The following is a 20,354-nucleotide window of genomic DNA, read 5'->3' on the forward strand; positions in this document are numbered from 1 at the left end:
GCGGCACCGGTGTCGGGAGCGTCGGCCGCCGTGGGGTCGGCCTCGGTCAACGCCTCCGGCTCCACCGCCGCGTCCGTGTCTGCCGAAGCCTCGGCTTCCGGCGAGGCGTCCGTGTCCGTGGGGACCTGGGCGTCGGGGGCCGTGTCCGTCGCCGCTTCGACGTCGGCGTCCACAGGGGCCTCAGCGTCGGGCGAGGGGTCTGCCGCCGCTTCGGCGTCCGCGCTCGCAGGTTTCTCAGGGTCCGTGGCCGCGGAGGCGTCGGCGTCCAGGGAGGCGTCCGCGCTCGCTGAGGGCTCAGCGTCTGTGTCCGCGGGGGCCTCGGTCTCGGGAGAAGCGGTGACCGCCGCCTCGGGAGAAGCGGTGACCGCCGCCTCGGGGTCTGGGCTCACCGGGGGGCCGACCTCGGAGGGGTCGGGAGAGGACGGGGACGGGACCGCGGCCGGCTCGGTGGAGGAGGGGGCTTGGGCTTCGATGAGCTGGCTGGCGAGCGGCGGCAGTGGGGCCTCCTCGGCCCGGTCGCGCGGCACGATGATGGGGATCTCGGTGGTGGGCTCGTTGAGGGCGGTCTGCTCGACGGGCGGGCGCTGTGTGGGGACGAGGGCGCCGCCCGGCGTCACGATCGGGAGTGCCGCCGTGGCGTCTGGGTCGGCCGGCTCTGGAAAAGGCGTGGGGGTGGGCTGCATGGCGTGGTGTCCTCCGTCCGCTCGGCTGGGCCCCGGCGAGCGGATGCCGGGGTGCCCGGTGCGCCCGTATGCGATCTTCGGCGTGCGCAGCCCACGGGAAGGCGGACGTCGCGCCGAACCGTTGCGATTCTGGCCCAGCATGACAACTGGGCACCCCGCCAAAGACCCTGGCGGCGCACCGACAACCTACCGTCCAGCCGTCCTTCGCACAGCCCCCGGACGAGCACCACTTCCCGTGCGGAACAATTGGACACCGTGCCTGTACCTGAACCGCCGATCGGGGCCGCCCGACCGTCCGCGCTCGACCCGACGATCGCCGCGCGCCTCAGCCGCAACGAGGCCGGGCTGGTGGCCGCGGTCGTCCGTGACCACGCCACCGGTGACGTCCTCATGATGGCCTGGATGGACGACGAGGCCCTGCACCGCACGCTCACCACCGGGCGGGCCACCTACTGGTCGCGCAGCCGCCAGGAGTACTGGGTGAAGGGCGAGACGTCGGGCCACCACCAGTACGTGAAGGGGGTCGCCATCGACTGCGACGGCGACACGCTCCTGGTCACGGTCGAGCAGGTGGGCGCCGCCTGCCACACCGGCAACCGCACGTGCTTCTTCGACGACCTTCCCCTCACGGCGGGACCGCCGGCCACACAGGGAGACGCAGCATGACCACCGGTGCCGTCAGTCCCGACCTCGCCTCCTTCCGCGCGCTCGCCGCCACACGCCGCGTCGTGCCCGTCACGCGGCGGCTGCTGGCGGATGGGGAGACGCCGATCGGGGTCTACCGGAAGCTGGCCGGCGGGCCGGGCACGTTTCTGCTGGAGTCGGCCGAGCAGGGAGCCGGCTCGGCGGGCACCGCGTGGTCGCGCTACTCCTTCATCGGCGTGCGCAGCGCGGCCACGCTTGTCGAGCGGGACGGCCGCGCCGCCTGGCTGGGCACGCCGCCGGCCGGCCTGCCCACCGAGGGCGAGGTCGTCGACGTCCTCAAGCAGACCATCGCGGCCCTGACCCACCAGGGCCCCGCCAAGCCCGCGCCGCAGGGCATCGTGCCAGCCGCGCCGGAGGGCACCCTGCCAACCGCGCACCAGAACACCGCGCCAGCCACGCCGCAGAGCACCGCGCCAGCCGCGCACGCCGAGGGGACGCGAAGCGGCGCAGCCGAGGTCGAAGGGCTGCCGCCCCTCACCGGGGGCATGGTGGGCTACCTCAGCTACGACCTGGTGCGCCGCTTCGAGCGCCTCCCCGCGCTCGCCCACGATGACCTGGGCCTGCCCGAACTCGGCATGATGCTCGCCACCGACCTGGTCGTGCTCGACCACTACGAGGGCAGCGCCATCCTGGTGGCCAACGCGATCGTCGACGGCGACAGCGACGCCGCGTACCACCACGCGGTCGGGCGGCTGGACGCGATGACCACCGCGCTCTCCCGCCCCATCCCGCCGATGATCTCCACAGTGGACAGCCCGCCGATGGGCGAGGTGCACAGCCGCACGGAGGCGGGGGCGTACCCCAAGGCGGTCGAGGTGGCCAAGGAGGCGATCCGGGCGGGCGAGTGCTTCCAGATCGTGGTGGCCCAGCGTTTCGAGCGGGAGACCACCGCCGACCCGCTCGACGTCTACCGCGTGCTGCGCACCACCAACCCCAGCCCCTACATGTACCTGCTCCGCTTCGACGACTTCGACATCGTCGGCTCCTCACCGGAGGCGCACCTGAAGGTGACCGGCGGGAGCGGAGGCACCGCGCAGCGGGCACTGCTTCACCCCATCGCCGGCACCCGCCCGCGCGGCGCCACGCCGGAGGAGGACGGCGCGCTGGCCGCCGAGCTGATCTCCGACCCCAAGGAGCGGGCCGAGCACGTGATGCTTGTCGACCTCGGCCGCAACGACCTGGGGCGGGTCTGCCGGCCCGGCACGGTGGAGGTGCCCGAGTTCGCGACGATCGAGCGCTACAGCCACGTCATGCACATCGTCTCCACCGTGGTGGGTGAGCTGCGCGAGGACCAGACGGCGTTCGACGCGCTCGCCGCCACCTTCCCGGCCGGGACGCTCTCCGGCGCGCCGAAGGTGCGGGCCATGGAGATCATCGAGGAGTTGGAGCCGACCCGCCGCGGCCTGTACGGGGGGACGGTCGGCTACTTCGGCTTCGGCGGCGACATGGACATGGCGATCGCGATCCGCACCGCGTTGATCCGCGACGGGCGGGCCTACGTGCAGGCGGGCGCGGGCATCGTCGCCGACTCCGACCCGGCCGCGGAGGAGCGGGAGACGCAGAGCAAGGCGGCCGCCGTGCTGGCGGCCATCGCCGCCGCGGAGACCCTGCGACCAGCGCGATGAACGAGCGACGCCACTTGGTCTACGCCGTCGTGCTGTGTGCCGCCGGCGCGGGACTCGCCCTCTTCGCCGCCACGCGCACCTGGGCCGTCGACGTGGTGACGAGGCCCGAGCCGCTCCCGCCCCTACGGACGCCCCGCTCCGGGGGTGACATCCTGCCCTGGCTGCCCCCCTTGGCGGTGGTGGGTCTCGCCGGGTCGGGCGCGATCATCGCAACTCGTCGCTGGGCGCGACGGTGGATCGGCGTACTCCTGCTGCTTGTCGGTCTTGGGGTCGCGGCTGGCGGAGCCTACGGTCTCACCGAGACCACGGCGTGGGCCCTGGCCTGCCTGGCGGGCGGTCTGTCACTCGCCGCCGGCGGCGCTCTCACCGCCGTGCGCGGGGCTTTGTGGCCCGGCCTCGGTGCGCGCTACGAGCGGGCGGGGCGGCGGCCGGCGGAGGGGCCGACGGCGGCCTGGGACGCGCTGGACCGGGGTGAGGACCCGACGCTGAGCTGACTGACCAGGCGGCGCACCTCGTCGTGGCGGTCGGCGCGAGCCCGGTCGGCGCAGATGGCCTCCCACGCGTTGCCGCGGGCGGTGCGCACCCTGGCCGGCCCGATGACCGCCCGCTCGACCGTGTCGATCATGCCAACGGCGATCGAGAGGACCGAACGAGGGATCTCGACGAGGCCGTTGGGCTGCGTGTTGCTCATGGCTGCGCTCCGGGTTTCAGGTGACGGGCACCGTCGAACAGTCTGCCTGAAAGTGATCGTGCGAGAGGTCTGTTTCGGGTCGATGACCTGTGCGTCAAGTGTCCCGCAACCAACCGGGCAGGTGGCCACCGCGGGGCGTGAACGTGACGCGGCGAACAGCCGGATCAGCGGCCGGGCGCTGGAGAGGATTCGGCCTCGTCACTGCGTCGCCACCTGATCTTGATAGCCCAGGTCGGGCATTATGCCCGAGTCCATCGGGTGAGGCGTGCCATACCCCGGACTCGGACACCTCCGTGGCGCCCCCTAGCATCGGGCGAATGACACCCGGAAAGGGGAGTCCGTTGGTGACTGCTGAGCATGCGAACGCGGAAGACGAGGGCGGCAAGCCGGCCGCCGGGGGACCCGCGAGTGTGCTCGACGAAATCCTCGCCGGTGTGCGGGAGGACGTCGAGCTGCGACAACAGCGGGTCTCGCTGGAGCGGGTCAAGGAGCTGGCGGCGGCCGCGCCGCCACCGCTGGACGCCTACGCGGCCCTGCGCCGCCCCGGCGTCGGCGTGATCGCGGAGGTCAAGCGCTCCTCGCCGTCGAAGGGGCAGCTCGCCGAGATCCCTGACCCTGCCGACCTCGCGACGGAGTACGCGGCGGGCGGCGCCCGGTGCATCAGCGTGCTCACCGAGGGGCGGTGGTTCGGCGGCTCGCTCGAAGACCTGGTGTCGGTGCGGGCCGCGGTCGGGGTTCCGGTGCTGCGCAAGGACTTCGTGGTCTCCAGCTACCAGGTGCACGAGGCGCGCGCGCACGGTGCCGACCTGGTGCTGCTGATCGTCGCGGCGCTGGAGCAGAAGGTGCTGACCGGCCTGCTGGAGCGGATCGAGTCGCTGGGCATGACCGCGCTCGTCGAGGTGCACACCGAGGAGGAGGCCGACCGCGCGCTCGAGGCCGGTGCCCAGGTGATCGGTGTCAACGCCCGCAACCTGCGCACGCTCGAGGTCGACCGCTCGGTCTTCGAGCGGATCGCGCCCGGCCTGCCCAACAACGTCGTCAAGATCGCCGAGTCGGGCGTGCGGGGCCCGCACGACCTGATCCGGTACGCGTCGGCCGGTGCCGACGCCGTCCTCGTCGGCGAGGGCCTGGTCACCAAGAAGAGCCCTCGCGACGCGGTGGCCGAGCTGGTCAACGCGGGCAACCACCCCGCCACCCCAAGGCCCGTCCGGTGAACGCCTCCGCGGCGGGGCTGCTGCCCGACGTGAGCGGCCACTTCGGCCGGTACGGCGGGCGCTTCGTGCCCGAGGCGCTGGTGAGCGCGCTCGACCAGCTCGACGCGGCATACCGGCACGCGATGGCCGACGAGGCGTTCCAGGCGGAGTTCGGGCGGCTGCTGCGCGACTACGCGGGCGTGCCCTCGCTGCTCTACCGGGCCGACCGCCTCTCCGCGGCCGCCGGCGCGCGCATCTACCTCAAGCGCGAAGACCTCAACCACACCGGCGCCCACAAGGTGCGCAACGTGCTCGGCCAGGCGTTGCTCACCAAGCGGATGGGCAAGACCCGGGTGATCGCGGAGACCGGCGCGGGCCAGCACGGGGTGGCGAGCGCCACCGCCGCCGCGCTCATGGATCTCGAGTGCGTCGTCTACATGGGCGAGGTCGACACCGAGCGGCAGGCGCTCAACGTGGCGCGGATGAAGATGCTCGGCGCCACGGTCGTGCCGGTCACCACCGGTTCGCGCACGCTGAAGGACGCGATCAACGAGGCGCTCCGCGACTGGGTCTCCAGTGTGGACAGTTCGCACTACCTTCTTGGTACGGCCGCCGGACCGCACCCCTTCCCGGCCATGGTTCGCGACTTCGTGCGCGGCATCGGGGTGGAGGCGCGGCAGCAGTTCCTCGACCAGACCGGCACGCTGCCCGACGCCGTGGCCGCGTGCGTGGGCGGCGGGTCCAACGCGATCGGTGCCTTCCACGCGTTCGTCGGCGACGAGGGCGTCCGGCTGTACGGCTTCGAGGCGGGCGGCGACGGCATCGCCACCGGCCGCCACGCGTCCAGCATCACCGGCGGCTCGTCGGGCGTGCTGCACGGCGCCCGGACGTACGTGCTGCAGGACGAAGACGGCCAGACGGTCGAGTCGCACTCGATCTCGGCCGGGCTCGACTACCCCGCGGTGGGGCCGGAGCACGCGTGGCTGCACGACGCCGGGCGGGCCGCGTACCTGCCGGTGACCGACGCCGAGGCGATGGACGCGTTCCAGCTGCTCTGCCGCACCGAGGGGATCATCCCGGCGATCGAGAGCGCGCACGCGCTGGCCGGGGCGCTCGCGATCGTGCCAGCGCTCGCCGAGGAGCTGGGGCGCGAGCCGACCATCATCGTCAACCTTTCCGGTCGGGGGGACAAAGACGTGGAGACCGCCGGTTCCTACTTCGGGCTCATCTCCTGATGGGGCTCGCGGAGGTCTTCGAGAAGGCGCGCGCCGAGGGGCGGGCGGTCGCGATCGGCTGCATGCCGGCTGGCTTCCCGACGGTCGACGGCAGCATCGCCTCCATGATCGCGATGGCCGAGGCGGGCATCGACGTGATCGAGGTCGAGCTGCCGTACTCCGACCCGGTCATGGACGGACCGGTGATCCAGAAGGCGAGTGACATCGCGCTCGCCCGGGGCGTCCGCACCAAGGACACGCTCCGCGCCATCGAGGCGGTGGCGGGCACGGGCGTGCCGGTCGTGCTGATGACGTACTGGAACCCGATCGAGCGGTACGGCGTCGACGCCTTCGCCCGCGACCTCGCCGCCGCCGGCGCCACCGGGCTGATCACGCCCGACCTCATCCCCGACGAGGCGGAGGAGTGGCTGGCCGCCTCCGACGCGCACAAGCTCGACCGCACGTTCCTGGTGTCGCCGTCGTCGACCGACGAGCGGATCGCGATGACGGTGGAGCACTGCCGGGGCTTCGTCTACGCCACCGCGGTCATGGGCGTCACGGGCGCCCGCGACCAGACGTCGGCCGCGGCGCCCGCGCTGGTCGCCCGGGTCCGGGCGGTCACCGACCTGCCGGTCGGCGTGGGTCTGGGGGTACGCGACGGCGCGCAGGCCGCCGAGGTCGGCTCCTTCGCCGACGGGGTGATCGTGGGCAGCGCCCTGGTCCGGTGCGTGCTCGACGCGCCCGACGAGGCCGCCGGGCTGGAGGCGCTGCGCACGCTCAGCGCCGACCTGGCCCGCGGTGTGCGGGCGGTCACGCGGGTCGCCTAGCTCGCGGCGGTCGCGAGCGGCTCCGCCTCGGTCGAGTCGGTCTCGGTCGACTCGGCGTCGGGGATCTCCGGCTCGCTGTCGCGCTCCACGTGGCGCAGCACCCCGGAGTGGCCGGCCACGGCGTCGACGATCGCGGCGCGGGCGACGGGCGTGATCGGGTCGGGCAGCGCCGCGGGGTCGTGCCACGACAGCCAGCAGATGCGGCCGGGCGAGTTGACGCTCGCCTCGCCGCCGTCGATCTGGCCGCGGAAGACGTACTTGAGCACGTCGGGCATGTCTTCGCCGCAGGCGTTGCCGGTGAGTTGGTAGATGCCGACAAGGTCGACCATGTGGGTCTCCAGGCCGGTCTCCTCGCGGATGTCGCGGATCGCCGCGTGGACCGGGCTCTCGGCCTGGCGGATGCGACCGCCGGGCAGGCACCACAGCCGGTGCCCCTGACTTTGCTGGCAGAGCAGCACGCGACCGGCGGGGTCGGTGATGACCGCCGCGACCGCTGAGGTCAAAGAGCTCATGTCCAAAGAGCGTACGACTGCCTAACCGATTAGTCAGCCTTCGTTCATCTCTGAACCTCTGCCCGATTTGGGCGTGACCGGGCTAACGCGAGCCCGGTCCACGAAGGTAGCGTGTTCACCCGTGACAATCGCCGCTATCCCGAGCCCCAGCTCAGCGGTCTGGGAGCTTGGTCCGGTCCCGATCCGGGCATATGCGCTCTGCATCGTCCTCGGCATCGCCGTCGCTTGCGCGGTGACCGAGTTCCGGCTGCGCCGCCGTGGTGCCCCGCCCTGGGCGGTCCTCGACATCGCGGTGTGGGCGGTGCCGTTCGGCATCGTCGGCGCGCGGCTCTACCACGTGATCACCTCGCCGCAGGCATACTTCGGCGAGGGCGGCAGCCCGGCTGACGCGTTCAAGATCTGGGAAGGCGGCCTCGGCATCTGGGGCGCCGTCGCGGGCGGCGTCTTCGGCGGCTGGCTCGCCTGCCGCCAGCTCGGCATCCCGCTGACCGTCGTCGCCGACGCGGTCGCGCCGGGCCTGCCCCTCGCGCAGGCGGTGGGCCGGATCGGCAACTGGTTCAACAACGAGCTGTACGGCCGCGTGACCACCCTTCCGTGGGGCCTGGAGATCCACCAGATGGATCCGGACAACCCCGGCCACGCGCTCCTCGACCAAAACGGCCAGCCGATCGTCGAGCCCGACCTCTACCATCCGACCTTCCTCTACGAGGCGTTGTGGAACGTCGGGGTCGCCGCGGTCGTCTTCCTCGTCGACCGCAAGCTCAAGCTGGGCCGGGGGCGGGCGTTCGCGCTCTACGTGATGGGCTACACGGCCGGGCGGTTCTGGATCGAGCTGATGCGCACCGACGAGGCCAATGTGATCGCCGGGGCGCGGGTCAACGTGTGGGTCTCCGTGCTGGTCTTCCTCGCCGCTCTGGCGTACTTCGTGCGCACCCGCGGCTTCGCCGAGTTCCTCGTGCCCAAGGAGGTCGCGCCGGAGCTTGTCACGGTCGGCGGCGACGTCTCGCAGCGCGACGTGTCGGGCAACGAGGCGGAGCGGGCGGCGGCCGGGCCGAGCGGCTACCGCGTGGTGACCGAGGAGCAATACCTACGGTTCAAGGAGACCGGCGAGCTGCCGCCCGACGACGAGCCGCGGGGCGGGGCGGACGACCTGCTCGACGACTTCGCCGACGACGATCCGGCCGAGAAGACCGGCGACGTGGCGGTCACCGAAGACGAAGGCGACGACGACCGCCCGGCCGCGCGGAAGGCGGACGGCGCGTCCGACCCCGCTGCCGCCTCCGGTGGCGACAATGACCCGGCCGGCGGGGCGGATGCCGACTCCGACCCACCGGAGCGCGCGGTCCGATCCACCGACGACCGCTGAGGGATCGCGAGTAGCGAGGGGGCGCCACCCATGCGTACGGCTGTGGTCGTCGGGGCGGGCATCGGCGGCCTGGCGGTGGCGGGCGCACTGGCCCGGTCCGGCTGGCAGGTGACCGTGCTGGAGCGCGACGACCGGGTCCGGGCCGACCGCACGGCGCTGGTCCTGTGGCCCAACGCGGTGCGCGCCCTCGACTCCCTCGGCCTGGCCGACGGGCTCGACGCGATCTCCACGCCGCTGCCCGACAGCGGCATCCGCCGGCCGGACGGGCAGTGGCTCGTCCAGCCGCGCGGGACGGGCGGGCGCGGGCCGGTGATCGTGCACCGCGAAGACCTGCACGACGCGCTCGTGGCGGGGCTCGGCGACCAGGTGGAGATCCGCACCGGCTCGGCCGTGCGCACGGTGCGGGCCAACGAGCGCGAGCGCCCCGCCGTGAGCGACGACCGCGGCACGTACGAGGCGGACGTAATCGTTGCGGCCGACGGCATCGACAGCGCGGTGCGCGGGCGGCTGGCGCCGGAGTCCACTGTGGTCAGTTCGGGCTGCGCGGCGTGGCGGGCGGTCATCCCCTGGTACCGCGTGCCACCGCTCAACGAGGGCCGCCCGGTGGTGGGGGAGACGCTCGGCGCGGGATACCGCTTCGTCGCCGCCCAGCTCGGCCAGCGCGGCTCGTCCGGTGGCTCCACGCGCGGCGGCATCTACTGGGTCGCCACCGCCGCCGGCGCGCCCCGCCCCGAGCCGCCGGCGACCCAGCTCGCGCTGCTGCGGCGGTGGTTCGCGCGGTGGCACCCCCCGATCGGTGACCTGCTCGCCGCCACCGAGCCCGACGACCTGGTGCAGCAGGAGGTACGCGAGCTGCGGCCGCTGCCCCGCGAGTACGGCTTCCCGGCCGGCACCGGCGGTTTCGCGCTCCTCGGCGACGCCGCCCACGCGATGCCGCACCACCTGGGGCAGGGCGCCTGCCTCGCGCTGGAGGACGCGGCGACGCTCCGCTCGGTGCTCCGTGACGCGGCGCCGGGGCGGCAGGTGCGGGAGGCGATCGCCGAGTACTCCCGCCAGCGCCGGTCCCGCGCCGCCACCGTCGTACGCCAGACCCGGCGCATGTCGGCCGTACTCCAGGCGCGTGGCCGCCTCGCGCTCCGGGCCCGCGACGCGGCGCTGGGCACGATCAGCCCCCGCCTCATGGGGAGTGCGGCGACCGCCGCGGCGGCCTGGAAACCCCCGGCCTGACCCGCGCCCGGCCAAACTGCCCGAAGGGGGTGGCCGCGTCGCCGGGCGGACAACATGGGCGGCCCGCGCCGGGGGCCGAAGTCGAACCGAACGGCTGCTGACCGTTGCTTGACGCGAGGGGCACACTACGCGCAATGACCGATGGCCTTCGCGTACGCCCGGGGCAGGTGCGGCTGCTGGGGCCGGTGGAGTTGGCTGGTCCGGGCGGTGCGATCCCGCTCGCCAGCGGCGCACGCCGGCTGCTCGCGGTCCTCGGCCTGCGCGCCGGTGAGATCGTGGGGTGGGCGCAGCTCAACGCCGCCGGCCTCGACCCGGTCGCCCTCGACCGTGACGCGGCCGCGCTCGCCGGCGCGCTGGCCCGAGGTGGGCTGCGGGGAGCGTTGCAGACCCGGGCGTCCGGCATGCGCCTCGCCGGGCGATACGTCGACGCCCTTCGCTACCAGGACGAGCTGCGGCGGGCCCGCGCCCGCCGGGCCGGGGGTGACCTGGCCGAGGCGATCTCCCTCTACGACCGCGCGCTGACCCGATGGCGCGCCGAGGGGCCCCTCGACGGGCTGGCGCTCGGCGGCTGGGCGGCCGCGGAGGTCAAGCGGCTCAGCGACAGCCGCACCCGGGCCCGCGAGGAGCGGTGGGATTGCGTGCTGCGCCGGGCCGCCGAGGCGGTGCGGGCCAGCGGCGCTCCGGTCGCCGACCGGGCCGCTGTGGTCGCCGGCATCGAGGCCACCGACGCCGCCGCGGCCGCCGCCGCCGAGCTGGAGGCGGGCGTCGCCAAGCATCCACTGCGCGAGCGGCGGTGGGAGCTGCTGCTGACCGCGACGCTGCTCGCCCACGGCCGGGGCGCCGCCAAGTCGGTCTACGAGCGGGCCGTCCGCACCTTCGCCGACCAGTTGGGCGTCGAGCCGGGGGAGCGGTTGCGCGCGCTCGCCGCGGCCGCCGAGCGGGGCGACATCGCCGACGCGCCGGCCCCGCCCCGCCCCGAGCCGCGCGCGCCCCGGCGGGTCGCCGCGCCGCCCGTGCCGCTGACCAGCCTGCTCGGCCGCGACGCGCTGCTCGCCGAGATCGGCACGGCGCTCGCCGGGCACCGGCTGGTCACGCTGGTCGGCCCCGGCGGCGCGGGGAAGACCAGGCTCGCCATCGCCGCGGCGGGCCGGCAGGGCGGGCCGGTGGCCTGGTTCGTCGACCTCAGCGTCGTGGATCGGCCGGTACGCGTGCCAGCCGCCGTCGCCGAGACCCTGGGCCTGCGGGAAGACCCCGGTCTCGACCCGGTCGACGCGCTGGCCGAGGAGGTCGGCGAGCACGAGGTGCTGCTGGTGCTCGACAACTGCGAGCATCTGGTCACTGGCTGCGGCGAGCTGGCGGCCCAGCTGCTGGAGCGGTGTCCGGCGCTGCGGATGCTCGCCACGAGCCGGGCGCCGCTGCGGGCCCGGGACGAGGTGGTGATTCCCGTGCCGCCGCTGCCGCTGCCCGCGGTGGCCGCCGGGCACACGCTGGCCGAGCTGGCCACGCACGCCGCGACCCGCCTCTTCCTCGAGCGGGCCCAGGCCCGGTCCGGCCGTCCGGTGCCGGAGGGGAGCGCCGACGCCGTGGCGCAGCTCTGCGCCGAGCTCGACGGGCTGCCGCTCGCCATCGAGCTGGCCGCCGCCCGCACACCGCTGCTGAGCGTGCCGGAGATCGTGGCGCGCATCCGCACCGACCTGCGGCTGCTGCACAGTCCCGACCCGACCACCCCGCCGCGCCACCGCACCGTGGCCGCCGCCGTGGAGTCCAGCCTCGATCAGCTCGCCCCCGACGTGCGGCGCTTCTTCGAGCGGCTGGCCGTCTTCGCGGGCAGCTTCGACGCCGTGGCGGCCGACGCCGTGCGGGCCGGCACCACCTCCGACCCCACCGCGCTCGACCAGCTCGTCAACGCCTCGCTCGTGGAGTCCAACGCCGGCCGCTACCGGCTGCTCATGCCGATCCGCCGCCACGCGCTGGCCCGGCTGCACGCCGACGTGCCCGCGGCCCGCACCGCCCACGCGGCATACTTCCTGCGCGTCGCCGAGGCGGCCGACGCCGACCTGCGCGGCCACGCCCAGGAGGCGGGGCTGGCCCGGCTCCGCGCCGACGCGGCCAACCTGCGGGCCGCGATGGCCTGGCTGGCCGAGGCGCGGCCGATCGCCGTGCCATACGGTGACCTGCGCCTGGCCACCGCGCTGGCGATGTTCTGCCGGATCGAGGGCCACTACCGCGAGGCCCTCGGCTGGCTCTGCGCCGCGCTGGCCCGCCACACGCGTGCCCCCGCCCTGCTGCGTGGCGCCGCCGCGGCCGACGCCGCCATGCTCGCGATGCTGCTCTGCGACTATCCGGCCGCCGCCGAGTACGCCGGTGCCGCCAGCGCCGCCTACCGCGCCCTGGGCGACCGCCGCGCGGAGGCCCGCGTGGAGCTGATCCTCGGCTCGGTGGCCCGCGAGCGCGCCCAGTACACGGCCTCCGCCGCCCACCTCGACAAGGCCGCCGCCATCTACGTCGAGTGCGGCGACGAGCTGGGGGAGGCACGAGCGGTGCAACTGCGCGGCTTCACCGCCTGGCTCGCCGGCGACTTCGACCGGGCCGAGCTGCGCCTGCGCGCCTGTCGCCGCTGGTTCGAGCGGCTGGGCGACGCCGAGGCCGCCGCCTCCGCCCTCATGAATCTCGGCGCCGTCGCCCTGTACCGCGGCGACACCGACCGCGCCACCAGCCTGCTCGACGCCGCCCTGGAGCGGTACGCCGCGCTGGGCTTCCCCGAGGGGGTCGGCTGGGCACACAACCTGCGCGGCCTTGTCGAGCTCCGCACCGGCCGCGCCGACCGGGCCGAGGAGCACCTGGCGCTCAGCCTCGCCACGCACCGCAAAGTCGGCGACCGGTGGCGTACGGCCAGCGTCCTGGAGGCATTGGCCGAGGTGCACCGCCGCGACGACCCGACCCGCGCCGCCGAGCTTCTGGCCGACGCCGGCCGCATCCGCGACGAGATCGGCGCCCCCGTCCCCGCCTGCGAACGCCCCGACACCGAAGCCACCGCCGCCGCGCTGCGCGCCGCCCTCGGCGACGGCACGCCGCTGCCCGCCCGCGCCCTGATCCCCCCGGTGTAGGCCCCGCCCGCGCTGTGCCGGCCGGCGTTGCCACTCCGCCCGGCTGGCGTCAGGCGGTGGGGAAGAGGGACGGCGTGGCGATGCAGGCCGTACCGACGCGGCGGAAGCCGACCCGGGCGTAGACGCGGGCGATGTCCTCGTTGCCGGCGGAGAGGAAGACCAGGTCGACGCCGCTGTCCAGGGCGTGGCGGGCCAGGGCGGCGGTCACCGCGGCGCCCAGGCCGCGGCGGCGCGCCGTGGGCACGGTGGCCACGCCGGCGATCTCCGCCACGTCGCCGACGCGCTGGAGGATGCCGCTGGTCAGCACGCCTTCAAGGCCGGGCTCGGCAGGGGAGGGCGGCGGTGACAAATATCCCAGTGCCGAGGCTCGCCGGCCCCGGGCCATCTGGCGACGCTCGTCCTCAAGCTCTTCGGGCGAGACCGGGAGTACCGCCTCGTCCCGCTCCATGGGACCGGCGGCGGCTGTACCCGTGCCCGGTGTGCCGAAGCCCACTGCCCCGACGGCCCGCCGGACCGCGACGTCGTGCGCGAAGGACGGCGCGGCCGGATCAAGGAAGCGGACATCCGCGCCCGGAGGCGTGGCCAGCGCGGATTGATCCAGGACCATCAATGGTGCTTCGAGTACGGCCAAGCCGGCGGAACGAGCCACCGCCAGTAGCTCCGGGGTCACGTCGTGTACCCACTCGAACGCTTCTGGTGCCCCTAATTCGCGCTGGCGGGCCCGTACCGAGGTAATGTCAGCCGCGGATGGTGGTTCGCCGGCGCCCAGGCGGGGGCGCGCGTAGAACGGCCAGCCTGGTCCTTCGCGGACAAAGAGCACCAGCGCACCGAAGTCCTCGGTGCGGGCGCCGTCCCGGGGTACGGCGTCGTAGAAGCGTTCCAACCGTTCGAACATCTCAGCCACGTGTGATCAATCTCCGCTGGTGGAGTCCAGTAACCCCTAACGTAGACTCAAAGGACTCAGCAGGGCCGACGTCGTCCCGACCTATCCCCACGAAGCGCGAGCGACGACAGGAGGCCCGGTGGTTCAAACGCACCCTCAGCGCACCTCCGAAGGGCTCTACGACCCGGCGTACGAACACGACGCCTGTGGCGTGGCCTTCGTGGCGGACCTGTCGGGCCAGCGATCCCACGATGTCGTCGCCAAGGGCCTGTCGGCACTCTGCCGCCTCGACCACCGGGGCGCGCGCGGCGCCGAGCCCAACACCGGTGACGGCGCGGGCATCATGATCCAGCTTCCCGACGAGTTCTTCCGGGCCGTGGTCGACTTCCCGCTCCCGCCGCCCGGGCAGTACGCGACGGGCCTGGTCTTCCTCCCGCACGGCGCGGAGGAGTCCGCGCTGGCGCTGCGCGTGCTGGAGAAGTACGCGCTGGTGGAGGGGGCCGACCTGCTCGGCTGGCGCGAGGTGCCGGTCGAGCCCGGCGACCTGGGCGAGACGGCCGAGGCGGCCCGCCCGCGCATCCGCCAGGTCTTCCTGGCCGCCCACCGGCTGACCGACACGCCCGAGGGGTCCGCGGGCAGCCCGCTCACCGGCCTCGACCTCGACCGCGTGGCGTTCTGCGTGCGCAAGCAGACCGAGCGGGAGACCGCCGAGCGGGGCGTGGCGGCCTACTTCCCGTCGCTCTCCTCGCGCACGATCACGTACAAGGGCATGCTCACGCCCGCGCAGGTGCCGGCGTTCTTCCCCGACCTCACCGACGAGCGGGTCAGCAGCGCGATCGCCCTGGTTCACTCGCGCTTCTCGACCAACACCTTCCCGTCGTGGCCGCTGGCCCACCCCTACCGGTTCATCGCGCACAACGGCGAGATCAACACCATCAGGGGCAACAAGAACTGGATGAACGCCCGCGAGGCGCTCCTCGCGTCCAAGGCCATCCCGGGCAACCTCAAGCGGCTCTTCCCGATCTGCACGCCCGACGCCTCCGACGCGGCCAACGTCGACGAGGTGCTGGAGCTGCTGCACCTGGCCGGGCGGAGCCTGCCACACGCGATGCTCATGATGATCCCGGAGGCCTGGGAAAACGACCCGGACATGGAGCCGGCGCGGCGGGCCTTCTACCGCTTCCACGCCAGCCTCATGGAGCCGTGGGACGGCCCGGCCGCGGTGGCGTTCACCGACGGCACGGTGGTGGGCGCGGTGCTCGACCGCAACGGCCTGCGCCCCGGCCGCTGGTGGCAGACCAGCGACGGCCTGGTGGTGCTGGGCAGCGAGGCGGGCGTGCTCGACCTCGACCCGGCGACCGTGGTGGCCAAGGGGCGGCTCCAGCCGGGGCGGATGTTCCTGGTCGACACCGCCGCCGGCCGCATCGTGCAGGACGACGAGATCAAGGCCGAGCTGGCGGCGGCGGAGCCGTACGACGAGTGGCTGCACGCCGGCCTCATCGACCTCGCCGACCTGCCCGAGCGGGAGCACATCGTCTACACGCACGACTCGGTGCAGCGGCGGCAGCAGACGTTCGGCTACACCGAGGAGGAGCTGAAGATCCTGCTCGGCCCGATGGCCCGCAACGGCGTGGAGCCGCTCGGCTCGATGGGCACCGACACGCCGATCTCCCCGCTGTCGACCCGGCCGCGCCTGCTGTACGACTACTTCCACCAGCTCTTCGCCCAGGTGACCAACCCGCCGCTGGATGCGATCCGGGAGGAGCTGGTCACCAGCCTCCAGTCGACGATCGGCCCGGAGGGCAACCTGCTCGCCCCCGGACCGGCGAGCTGCCGGCAGATCGTGCTGCCGTACCCCGTGATCGACAACGACGAGCTGGCGAAGATCCTGTCGATCGACGACGACGGTGACCTGCCGGGCTTCAAGGCGGTGCGGGTCTCCGGCCTCTACCCGCTGCGCGACGGCGCGGACGGCATCAAGGCGCGGCTCACGCAGATCTGCCGCCACGTCTCCGAGGCGATCGAAGACGGCGTGCGGATCCTTGTCCTCTCCGACCGCGACTCCAACGCCACGCTCGCCCCGATCCCGTCGCTGCTGCTCACCGCCGCCGTGCACCAGCACCTCGTGCGCGAGCAGACCCGCACGCGGGTGGCGCTCATCGTGGAGAGCGGCGACTGCCGCGAGGTGCACCACGCGGCCGTGCTGGTCGGCTACGGCGCGGCGGCGGTCAACCCGTACCTCGCGTTCGAGTCGGTCGAGGACCTCATCATGACCGGCGCGCTGCCCGGCCTTGAGCCGGCGACCGCCGTGCGCAACTACGTCAAGGCGCTCGGCAAGGGCGTCCTGAAGATCATGTCCAAGATGGGCATCTCCACGGTCTCGTCGTACTGCGGGGCGCAGGTCTTCGAGGCGGTCGGCCTCGACTCGCGGCTCGTGGAGCGGTATTTCGCCGGCACGCCGGGCAAGATCGGTGGCGCCGGGCTCGCCGAGATCCACCAGGAAATCGTGGCCCGCCACGCGCGCGCGTACCCGTCCAACCAGGCCGAGCGCACGCACCGCCGGCTCGACGTGGGCGGCGAGTACCAGTGGCGGCGCGAGGGCGAGTTGCACCTGTTCAACCCGGAGACGGTCTTCCTGCTCCAGCACGCCACACGCAGCCGGCAGTACGACGTCTTCCAGAAGTACACCTCCAAAGTGGACGAGATGGCGGCGCGGGCCGGCTCCCTGCGCGGGCTCTTCACGCTCCGCACCGGGGTCCGCCCGGCGGTGCCGATCGAGGAGGTCGAGCCGGCGAGCGAGATCGTCAAGCGCTTCGCCACCGGCGCGATGTCGTACGGCTCGATCTCGGCCGAGGCGCACGAGACGCTCGCCGTCGCGATGAACAACCTCGGCGGCAAGTCCAACACCGGCGAGGGCGGCGAAGACGTCGAGCGGCTCTACGACCCGTCCCGCCGCTCGTCGGTCAAGCAGATCGCGAGTGGACGGTTCGGCGTCACGAGCGAATACCTCGTCAACGCCGACGACCTCCAGATCAAGATGGCTCAGGGCGCCAAGCCGGGCGAGGGCGGGCAGTTGCCGGGCAACAAGGTGTGGCCGTGGATCGCCAAGACCCGCCACGCCACGCCCGGCGTCGGGCTCATCTCGCCGCCACCGCACCACGACATCTACTCCATCGAGGATCTTGCCCAACTGGTGCACGACCTCAAGTGCGTCAACCCCGCGGCCCGCGTACACGTGAAGCTGGTCTCGGAGGTCGGGGTCGGCACCGTCGCCGCGGGCGTGGCGAAGCTCAAGGCCGACGTCATCCTGATCTCCGGCCACGACGGCGGCACCGGCGCGTCCCCGCTCAACTCGCTCAAGCACGCCGGCACGCCGTGGGAGCTGGGCCTCGCCGAGGCGCAGCAGACGCTGCTGCTCAACAAGCTGCGCGACCGGGTCACGGTGCAGGTCGACGGCCAGCTCAAGACCGGCCGCGACGTGGTGGTGGCGGCGCTGCTGGGCGCGGAGGAGTACGGCTTCGCCACCGCCCCGCTCATCGTCTCCGGCTGCATCATGATGCGGGTCTGCCACCTCGACACCTGCCCGGTCGGCATCGCCACGCAAAACCCGGTGCTGCGCGAGCGCTACACGGGCAAGCCCGAGTTCGTGGAGAACTTCTTCCTCTTCCTCGCCGACGAGGTGCGCGGCTACCTGGCCGAGCTGGGCTTCCGCTCGCTCGACGAGGCGATCGGCCACGCCGAGTTGCTCGACGTGGCGCCCGCGGTCGACCACTGGAAGGCGCGCGGGCTCGACCTCGCGCCCGTGCTGCACGTGCCGCAACTGCCCGAGGGGGCGGCCCGGCGGCGCATCCGCGAGCAGGACCACGGCCTCGACCGCGCGCTCGACAACGAGCTGATCACGCTCGCCGCGCCCGCGCTGGAGCACCGCGAGCCGGTGCGCGCGGCGGTGGACGTCCGCAACGAGCACCGCAGCGTCGGCGCCATGCTGGGCGGCGAGGTCGCCCGCAGGTACGGCGGCGCCGGGCTCCCCGACGACACGATCGACGTGACGCTGCGCGGCACGGCGGGGCAGTCGTTCGGCGCGTTCCTGCCGCGGGGCGTGACGCTGCGCCTCTTCGGCGACGCCAACGACTACGTCGGCAAGGGGCTCTCCGGCGGGCGGATCGTGGTGCGCCCCGACCGCACCGCGCCGTTCGTGGCCGAGGAGTACATCATCGCCGGCAACACCATCCTCTATGGAGCGACCGGTGGCGAGGTCTTCCTCCGCGGCCGGGTCGGCGAGCGCTTCGCTGTCCGCAACTCCGGTGCGGTGGCCATTGTGGAGGGTGTCGGCGACCACGGCTGCGAGTACATGACCGGCGGCACCGTCGTGGTGCTGGGCGCCACCGGCCGCAACTTCGGCGCGGGCATGTCCGGCGGCACCGCCTTCGTGTGGCGCCTCGACAAGAGCCGGGTCAACCCGGAGCTGGTCGAGCTCGAGCCGCTGCGCGACGAGGAGCAGGTCACGCTCCGCACGCTGGTCGAGCGGCACTTCGCGGAGACCGACTCGGCCGTGGCCGAATACCTGCTCAAGCGCTGGCCCGAGGCGGTCGAGGAGTTCACCGCCGTGGTGCCGCGCGACTACAAGCGCGTCATGGAAGCCATCCGCACCGCCAAAGCCGCCGGTCGCGACATCGACGAAGCGGTGATGGAGGTCGCTCGTGCCTGATCCTCAGGGTTTCCTTCGGTACGGGCGCCGGCTGCCGAGCCGGCGCCCGGTCCCGGTGCGCATCCAGGACTGGCGTGAGGTCTACCCGGTCGCCGAAGAGGGGCTGATCCGCGAGCAGGCCACGCGGTGCATGGACTGCGGCATCCCGTTCTGCCACGACGGCTGCCCGCTGGGCAACCGCATCCCCGACTGGAACGACCTGGTCCGCACCGGCAGCTGGGCCTCGGCGATCGAGTCGCTGCACGCCACCAACAACTTCCCGGAGTTCACCGGGCGGCTGTGCCCCGCGCCGTGCGAGGCGGCGTGCGTGCTCGGCATCGCGGGAGGCGAGCCGGTCACCATCAAGCAGGTCGAGGTCGAGATCATCAACCGGGCCTTCGAGAAGGGGTACGTCACCCCGCAGGCCGTGCCGCCGCCGTCCGGCAAGCGGGTCGCGGTCGTGGGCTCCGGGCCCGCCGGCCTCGCCGCCGCGCAGCAGCTCGCCCGCGCCGGCCACCACGTGACGGTGTACGAGCGCGACGACGCGATCGGCGGGCTGATGCGCTACGGCATCCCCGACTTCAAGCTGGAGAAGGAGCACATCGACCGGCGGCTTTCGCAGATGGCGGCCGAGGGCGTGGAGTTTCGGACGTCGGTCAACGTGGGCGTGGACGTGACCGCCGCGCAGTTGCGCGCGGAGCACGACGCGGTGCTGCTCGCGTGTGGCGCGCTCGCCGGCCGGGACACGCCGGAGACGCCGGGGCGGGAGTTGCGCGGCGTGCACCTGGCGATGGACCATCTCGTCCCGGCCAACCGCTTCGTCGCCGTGTCGGCGGCGGCCGCCAAGGACCCGGCCGCGGGTCCGGTGCCTGCCACGCCGATCGACGCCGCCGGCAAGCACGTGGTGATCATCGGTGGCGGCGACACCGCGGCCGACTGCCTCGGCGTGGCCCACCGGCAGGGCGCGGCCGGCATCATCCAGCTCGACCTGTACCCGCAGCCGCCGGGCGCCCGCGACGAGGAGCGCGACCCGTGGCCCACCTGGCCGTGGATCCTGCGCGACTACCCGGCGCACGAGGAGGGCGGCGAGCGGGTCTTCGCGGTCGCGGTCCAGGAGTTCGTCGACGACGGCGCGGGCAACGTCCGGGCCGTGCGGATCGCCGAGGTGACCGTGGAGAAGGTCGACGGGCGGCGGATCCTGACCTTCGTACCCGGCTCCGAGCGCGAGCTTCCGGCCGACCTGGTGCTGCTCGCGATCGGCTTCGAGGGCACCGAGGAGCAGCCGCTGCTCGACCAGTTCGGCCTCACGCGCAACCGCCGAGGCGTGGTCGACGCCCGCCCCGACTGGCAGACGACCGAGGCCGACGGCGTCTTCGTCGCCGGCGACATGCACCGAGGCGCCTCGCTCATCGTGTGGGCGATCGCCGAGGGCCGGGCCGCGGCGGCCGCCATCCACTCGTACATCGGCGGGGCGGGCGCGCTGCCGGCCCCGGTCACCCCGGCGGCCCAGCCGCTGGCGGTCTGAGGCCTGTTTCACAAGGGCCTGGCGGGCCGGGGCGACGACCGGCGGCACCGGAGGCCGCGTCGGCTCGACCGACCCTCGTGAAACAGGCCCTGGGACGAAGGGCGGGGGC

The 20,354-nt window shown here is 73.6% G+C and carries 14 protein-coding genes and 1 pseudogene; 12 read left to right on the plus strand and 3 right to left on the minus strand.

Annotation, left to right across the window (positions count from 1 at the left end; all coding sequences use genetic code 11):
• Positions 1-938 precede the first annotated feature (938 nt).
• The 4 genes and pseudogenes from hisI (at position 939) to ACFFIA_RS14570 (ending at position 3,507) form a co-directional block, all read left to right on the plus strand.
• Positions 939-1,349, plus strand: a complete 411-nt coding sequence (hisI, locus tag ACFFIA_RS14560) for a phosphoribosyl-AMP cyclohydrolase (protein ID WP_377251058.1) — start codon at positions 939-941, stop codon at positions 1,347-1,349.
• A pseudogene (locus ACFFIA_RS42585) lies at positions 1,346-1,729 on the plus strand (anthranilate synthase component I); the annotation flags it as partial. The gene hisI and the pseudogene ACFFIA_RS42585, both read left to right, overlap by 4 nt.
• A complete protein-coding gene (trpE, locus tag ACFFIA_RS14565) occupies positions 1,727-3,013 on the plus strand; it encodes an anthranilate synthase component I (RefSeq protein WP_512700718.1) in 1,287 nt (428 codons plus the stop codon). The pseudogene ACFFIA_RS42585 and the gene trpE, both read left to right, overlap by 3 nt.
• Complete coding sequence (locus ACFFIA_RS14570; RefSeq protein WP_377251064.1) at positions 3,010-3,507, plus strand: Trp biosynthesis-associated membrane protein; 498 nt, start codon at positions 3,010-3,012, stop codon at positions 3,505-3,507. The genes trpE and ACFFIA_RS14570 overlap by 4 nt, the downstream gene beginning before the upstream one ends.
• On the opposite strand, the gene ACFFIA_RS14575 is transcribed toward ACFFIA_RS14570, so the two are convergent.
• Entirely contained in the window at positions 3,420-3,704 is a 285-nt protein-coding gene (locus tag ACFFIA_RS14575) for a hypothetical protein (RefSeq protein WP_377251067.1), read from the minus strand. The two genes, ACFFIA_RS14570 and ACFFIA_RS14575, sit on opposite strands and share 88 nt — an antisense overlap.
• 410 nt (positions 3,705-4,114) lie before the next feature.
• On the opposite strand from ACFFIA_RS14575, the gene trpC reads away from it, so the two are divergent.
• The 3 genes from trpC to trpA are packed head-to-tail and all read left to right on the plus strand — an operon-like array spanning position 4,115 to position 6,938.
• Entirely contained in the window at positions 4,115-4,918 is an 804-nt protein-coding gene (trpC, locus tag ACFFIA_RS14580; protein ID WP_377251267.1) for an indole-3-glycerol phosphate synthase TrpC, read from the plus strand.
• Positions 4,915-6,132 carry a tryptophan synthase subunit beta gene (gene trpB, locus ACFFIA_RS14585; protein ID WP_377251070.1) on the plus strand — a complete coding sequence of 406 codons (1,218 nt, stop codon included), beginning with the start codon at positions 4,915-4,917 and terminating at the stop codon, positions 6,130-6,132. Before trpC ends, trpB begins: the two co-directional genes overlap by 4 nt.
• Complete coding sequence (gene trpA / locus ACFFIA_RS14590) at positions 6,132-6,938, plus strand: tryptophan synthase subunit alpha (protein ID WP_377251073.1); 807 nt, start codon at positions 6,132-6,134, stop codon at positions 6,936-6,938. Before trpB ends, trpA begins: the two co-directional genes overlap by 1 nt.
• Here trpA and ACFFIA_RS14595 read toward each other — a convergent pair.
• Complete coding sequence (locus ACFFIA_RS14595; RefSeq protein WP_377251076.1) at positions 6,935-7,450, minus strand: NUDIX hydrolase; 516 nt, start codon at positions 7,448-7,450, stop codon at positions 6,935-6,937. The genes trpA and ACFFIA_RS14595 overlap by 4 nt on opposite strands.
• Before the next feature lie 121 nt (positions 7,451-7,571).
• On the opposite strand from ACFFIA_RS14595, the gene lgt reads away from it, so the two are divergent.
• The 3 genes from lgt (at position 7,572) to ACFFIA_RS14610 (ending at position 13,150) form a co-directional block, all read left to right on the plus strand.
• Positions 7,572-8,816 carry a prolipoprotein diacylglyceryl transferase gene (gene lgt, locus ACFFIA_RS14600; protein WP_377251079.1) on the plus strand — a complete coding sequence of 415 codons (1,245 nt, stop codon included), beginning with the start codon at positions 7,572-7,574 and terminating at the stop codon, positions 8,814-8,816.
• Between the two features lie 30 nt (positions 8,817-8,846).
• Positions 8,847-10,043, plus strand: a complete 1,197-nt coding sequence (locus ACFFIA_RS14605; protein WP_377251082.1) for an FAD-dependent oxidoreductase — start codon at positions 8,847-8,849, stop codon at positions 10,041-10,043.
• Between the two features lie 134 nt (positions 10,044-10,177).
• Positions 10,178-13,150 carry an AfsR/SARP family transcriptional regulator gene (locus ACFFIA_RS14610; RefSeq protein ID WP_377251085.1) on the plus strand — a complete coding sequence of 991 codons (2,973 nt, stop codon included), beginning with the start codon at positions 10,178-10,180 and terminating at the stop codon, positions 13,148-13,150.
• 49 nt (positions 13,151-13,199) lie between these two features.
• Here the strand turns inward: ACFFIA_RS14610 and ACFFIA_RS14615 are convergent, their stop codons facing one another.
• A complete protein-coding gene (locus tag ACFFIA_RS14615) occupies positions 13,200-14,045 on the minus strand; it encodes a GNAT family N-acetyltransferase (RefSeq protein WP_377251269.1) in 846 nt (281 codons plus the stop codon).
• A gap of 127 nt (positions 14,046-14,172) precedes the next feature.
• Here ACFFIA_RS14615 and gltB point away from each other — a divergent pair, with 127 nt between their 5' ends.
• Positions 14,173-18,741, plus strand: a complete 4,569-nt coding sequence (gltB, locus tag ACFFIA_RS14620) for a glutamate synthase large subunit (RefSeq protein WP_377251087.1) — start codon at positions 14,173-14,175, stop codon at positions 18,739-18,741.
• Entirely contained in the window at positions 18,734-20,245 is a 1,512-nt protein-coding gene (locus tag ACFFIA_RS14625; protein WP_377251089.1) for a glutamate synthase subunit beta, read from the plus strand. Before gltB ends, ACFFIA_RS14625 begins: the two co-directional genes overlap by 8 nt.
• Positions 20,246-20,354 lie beyond the last annotated feature (109 nt).

It is taken from the genome of Phytohabitans kaempferiae (assembly GCF_042433955.1).
In the GTDB taxonomy this organism is placed as follows: domain Bacteria; phylum Actinomycetota; class Actinomycetes; order Mycobacteriales; family Micromonosporaceae; genus Phytohabitans; species Phytohabitans kaempferiae.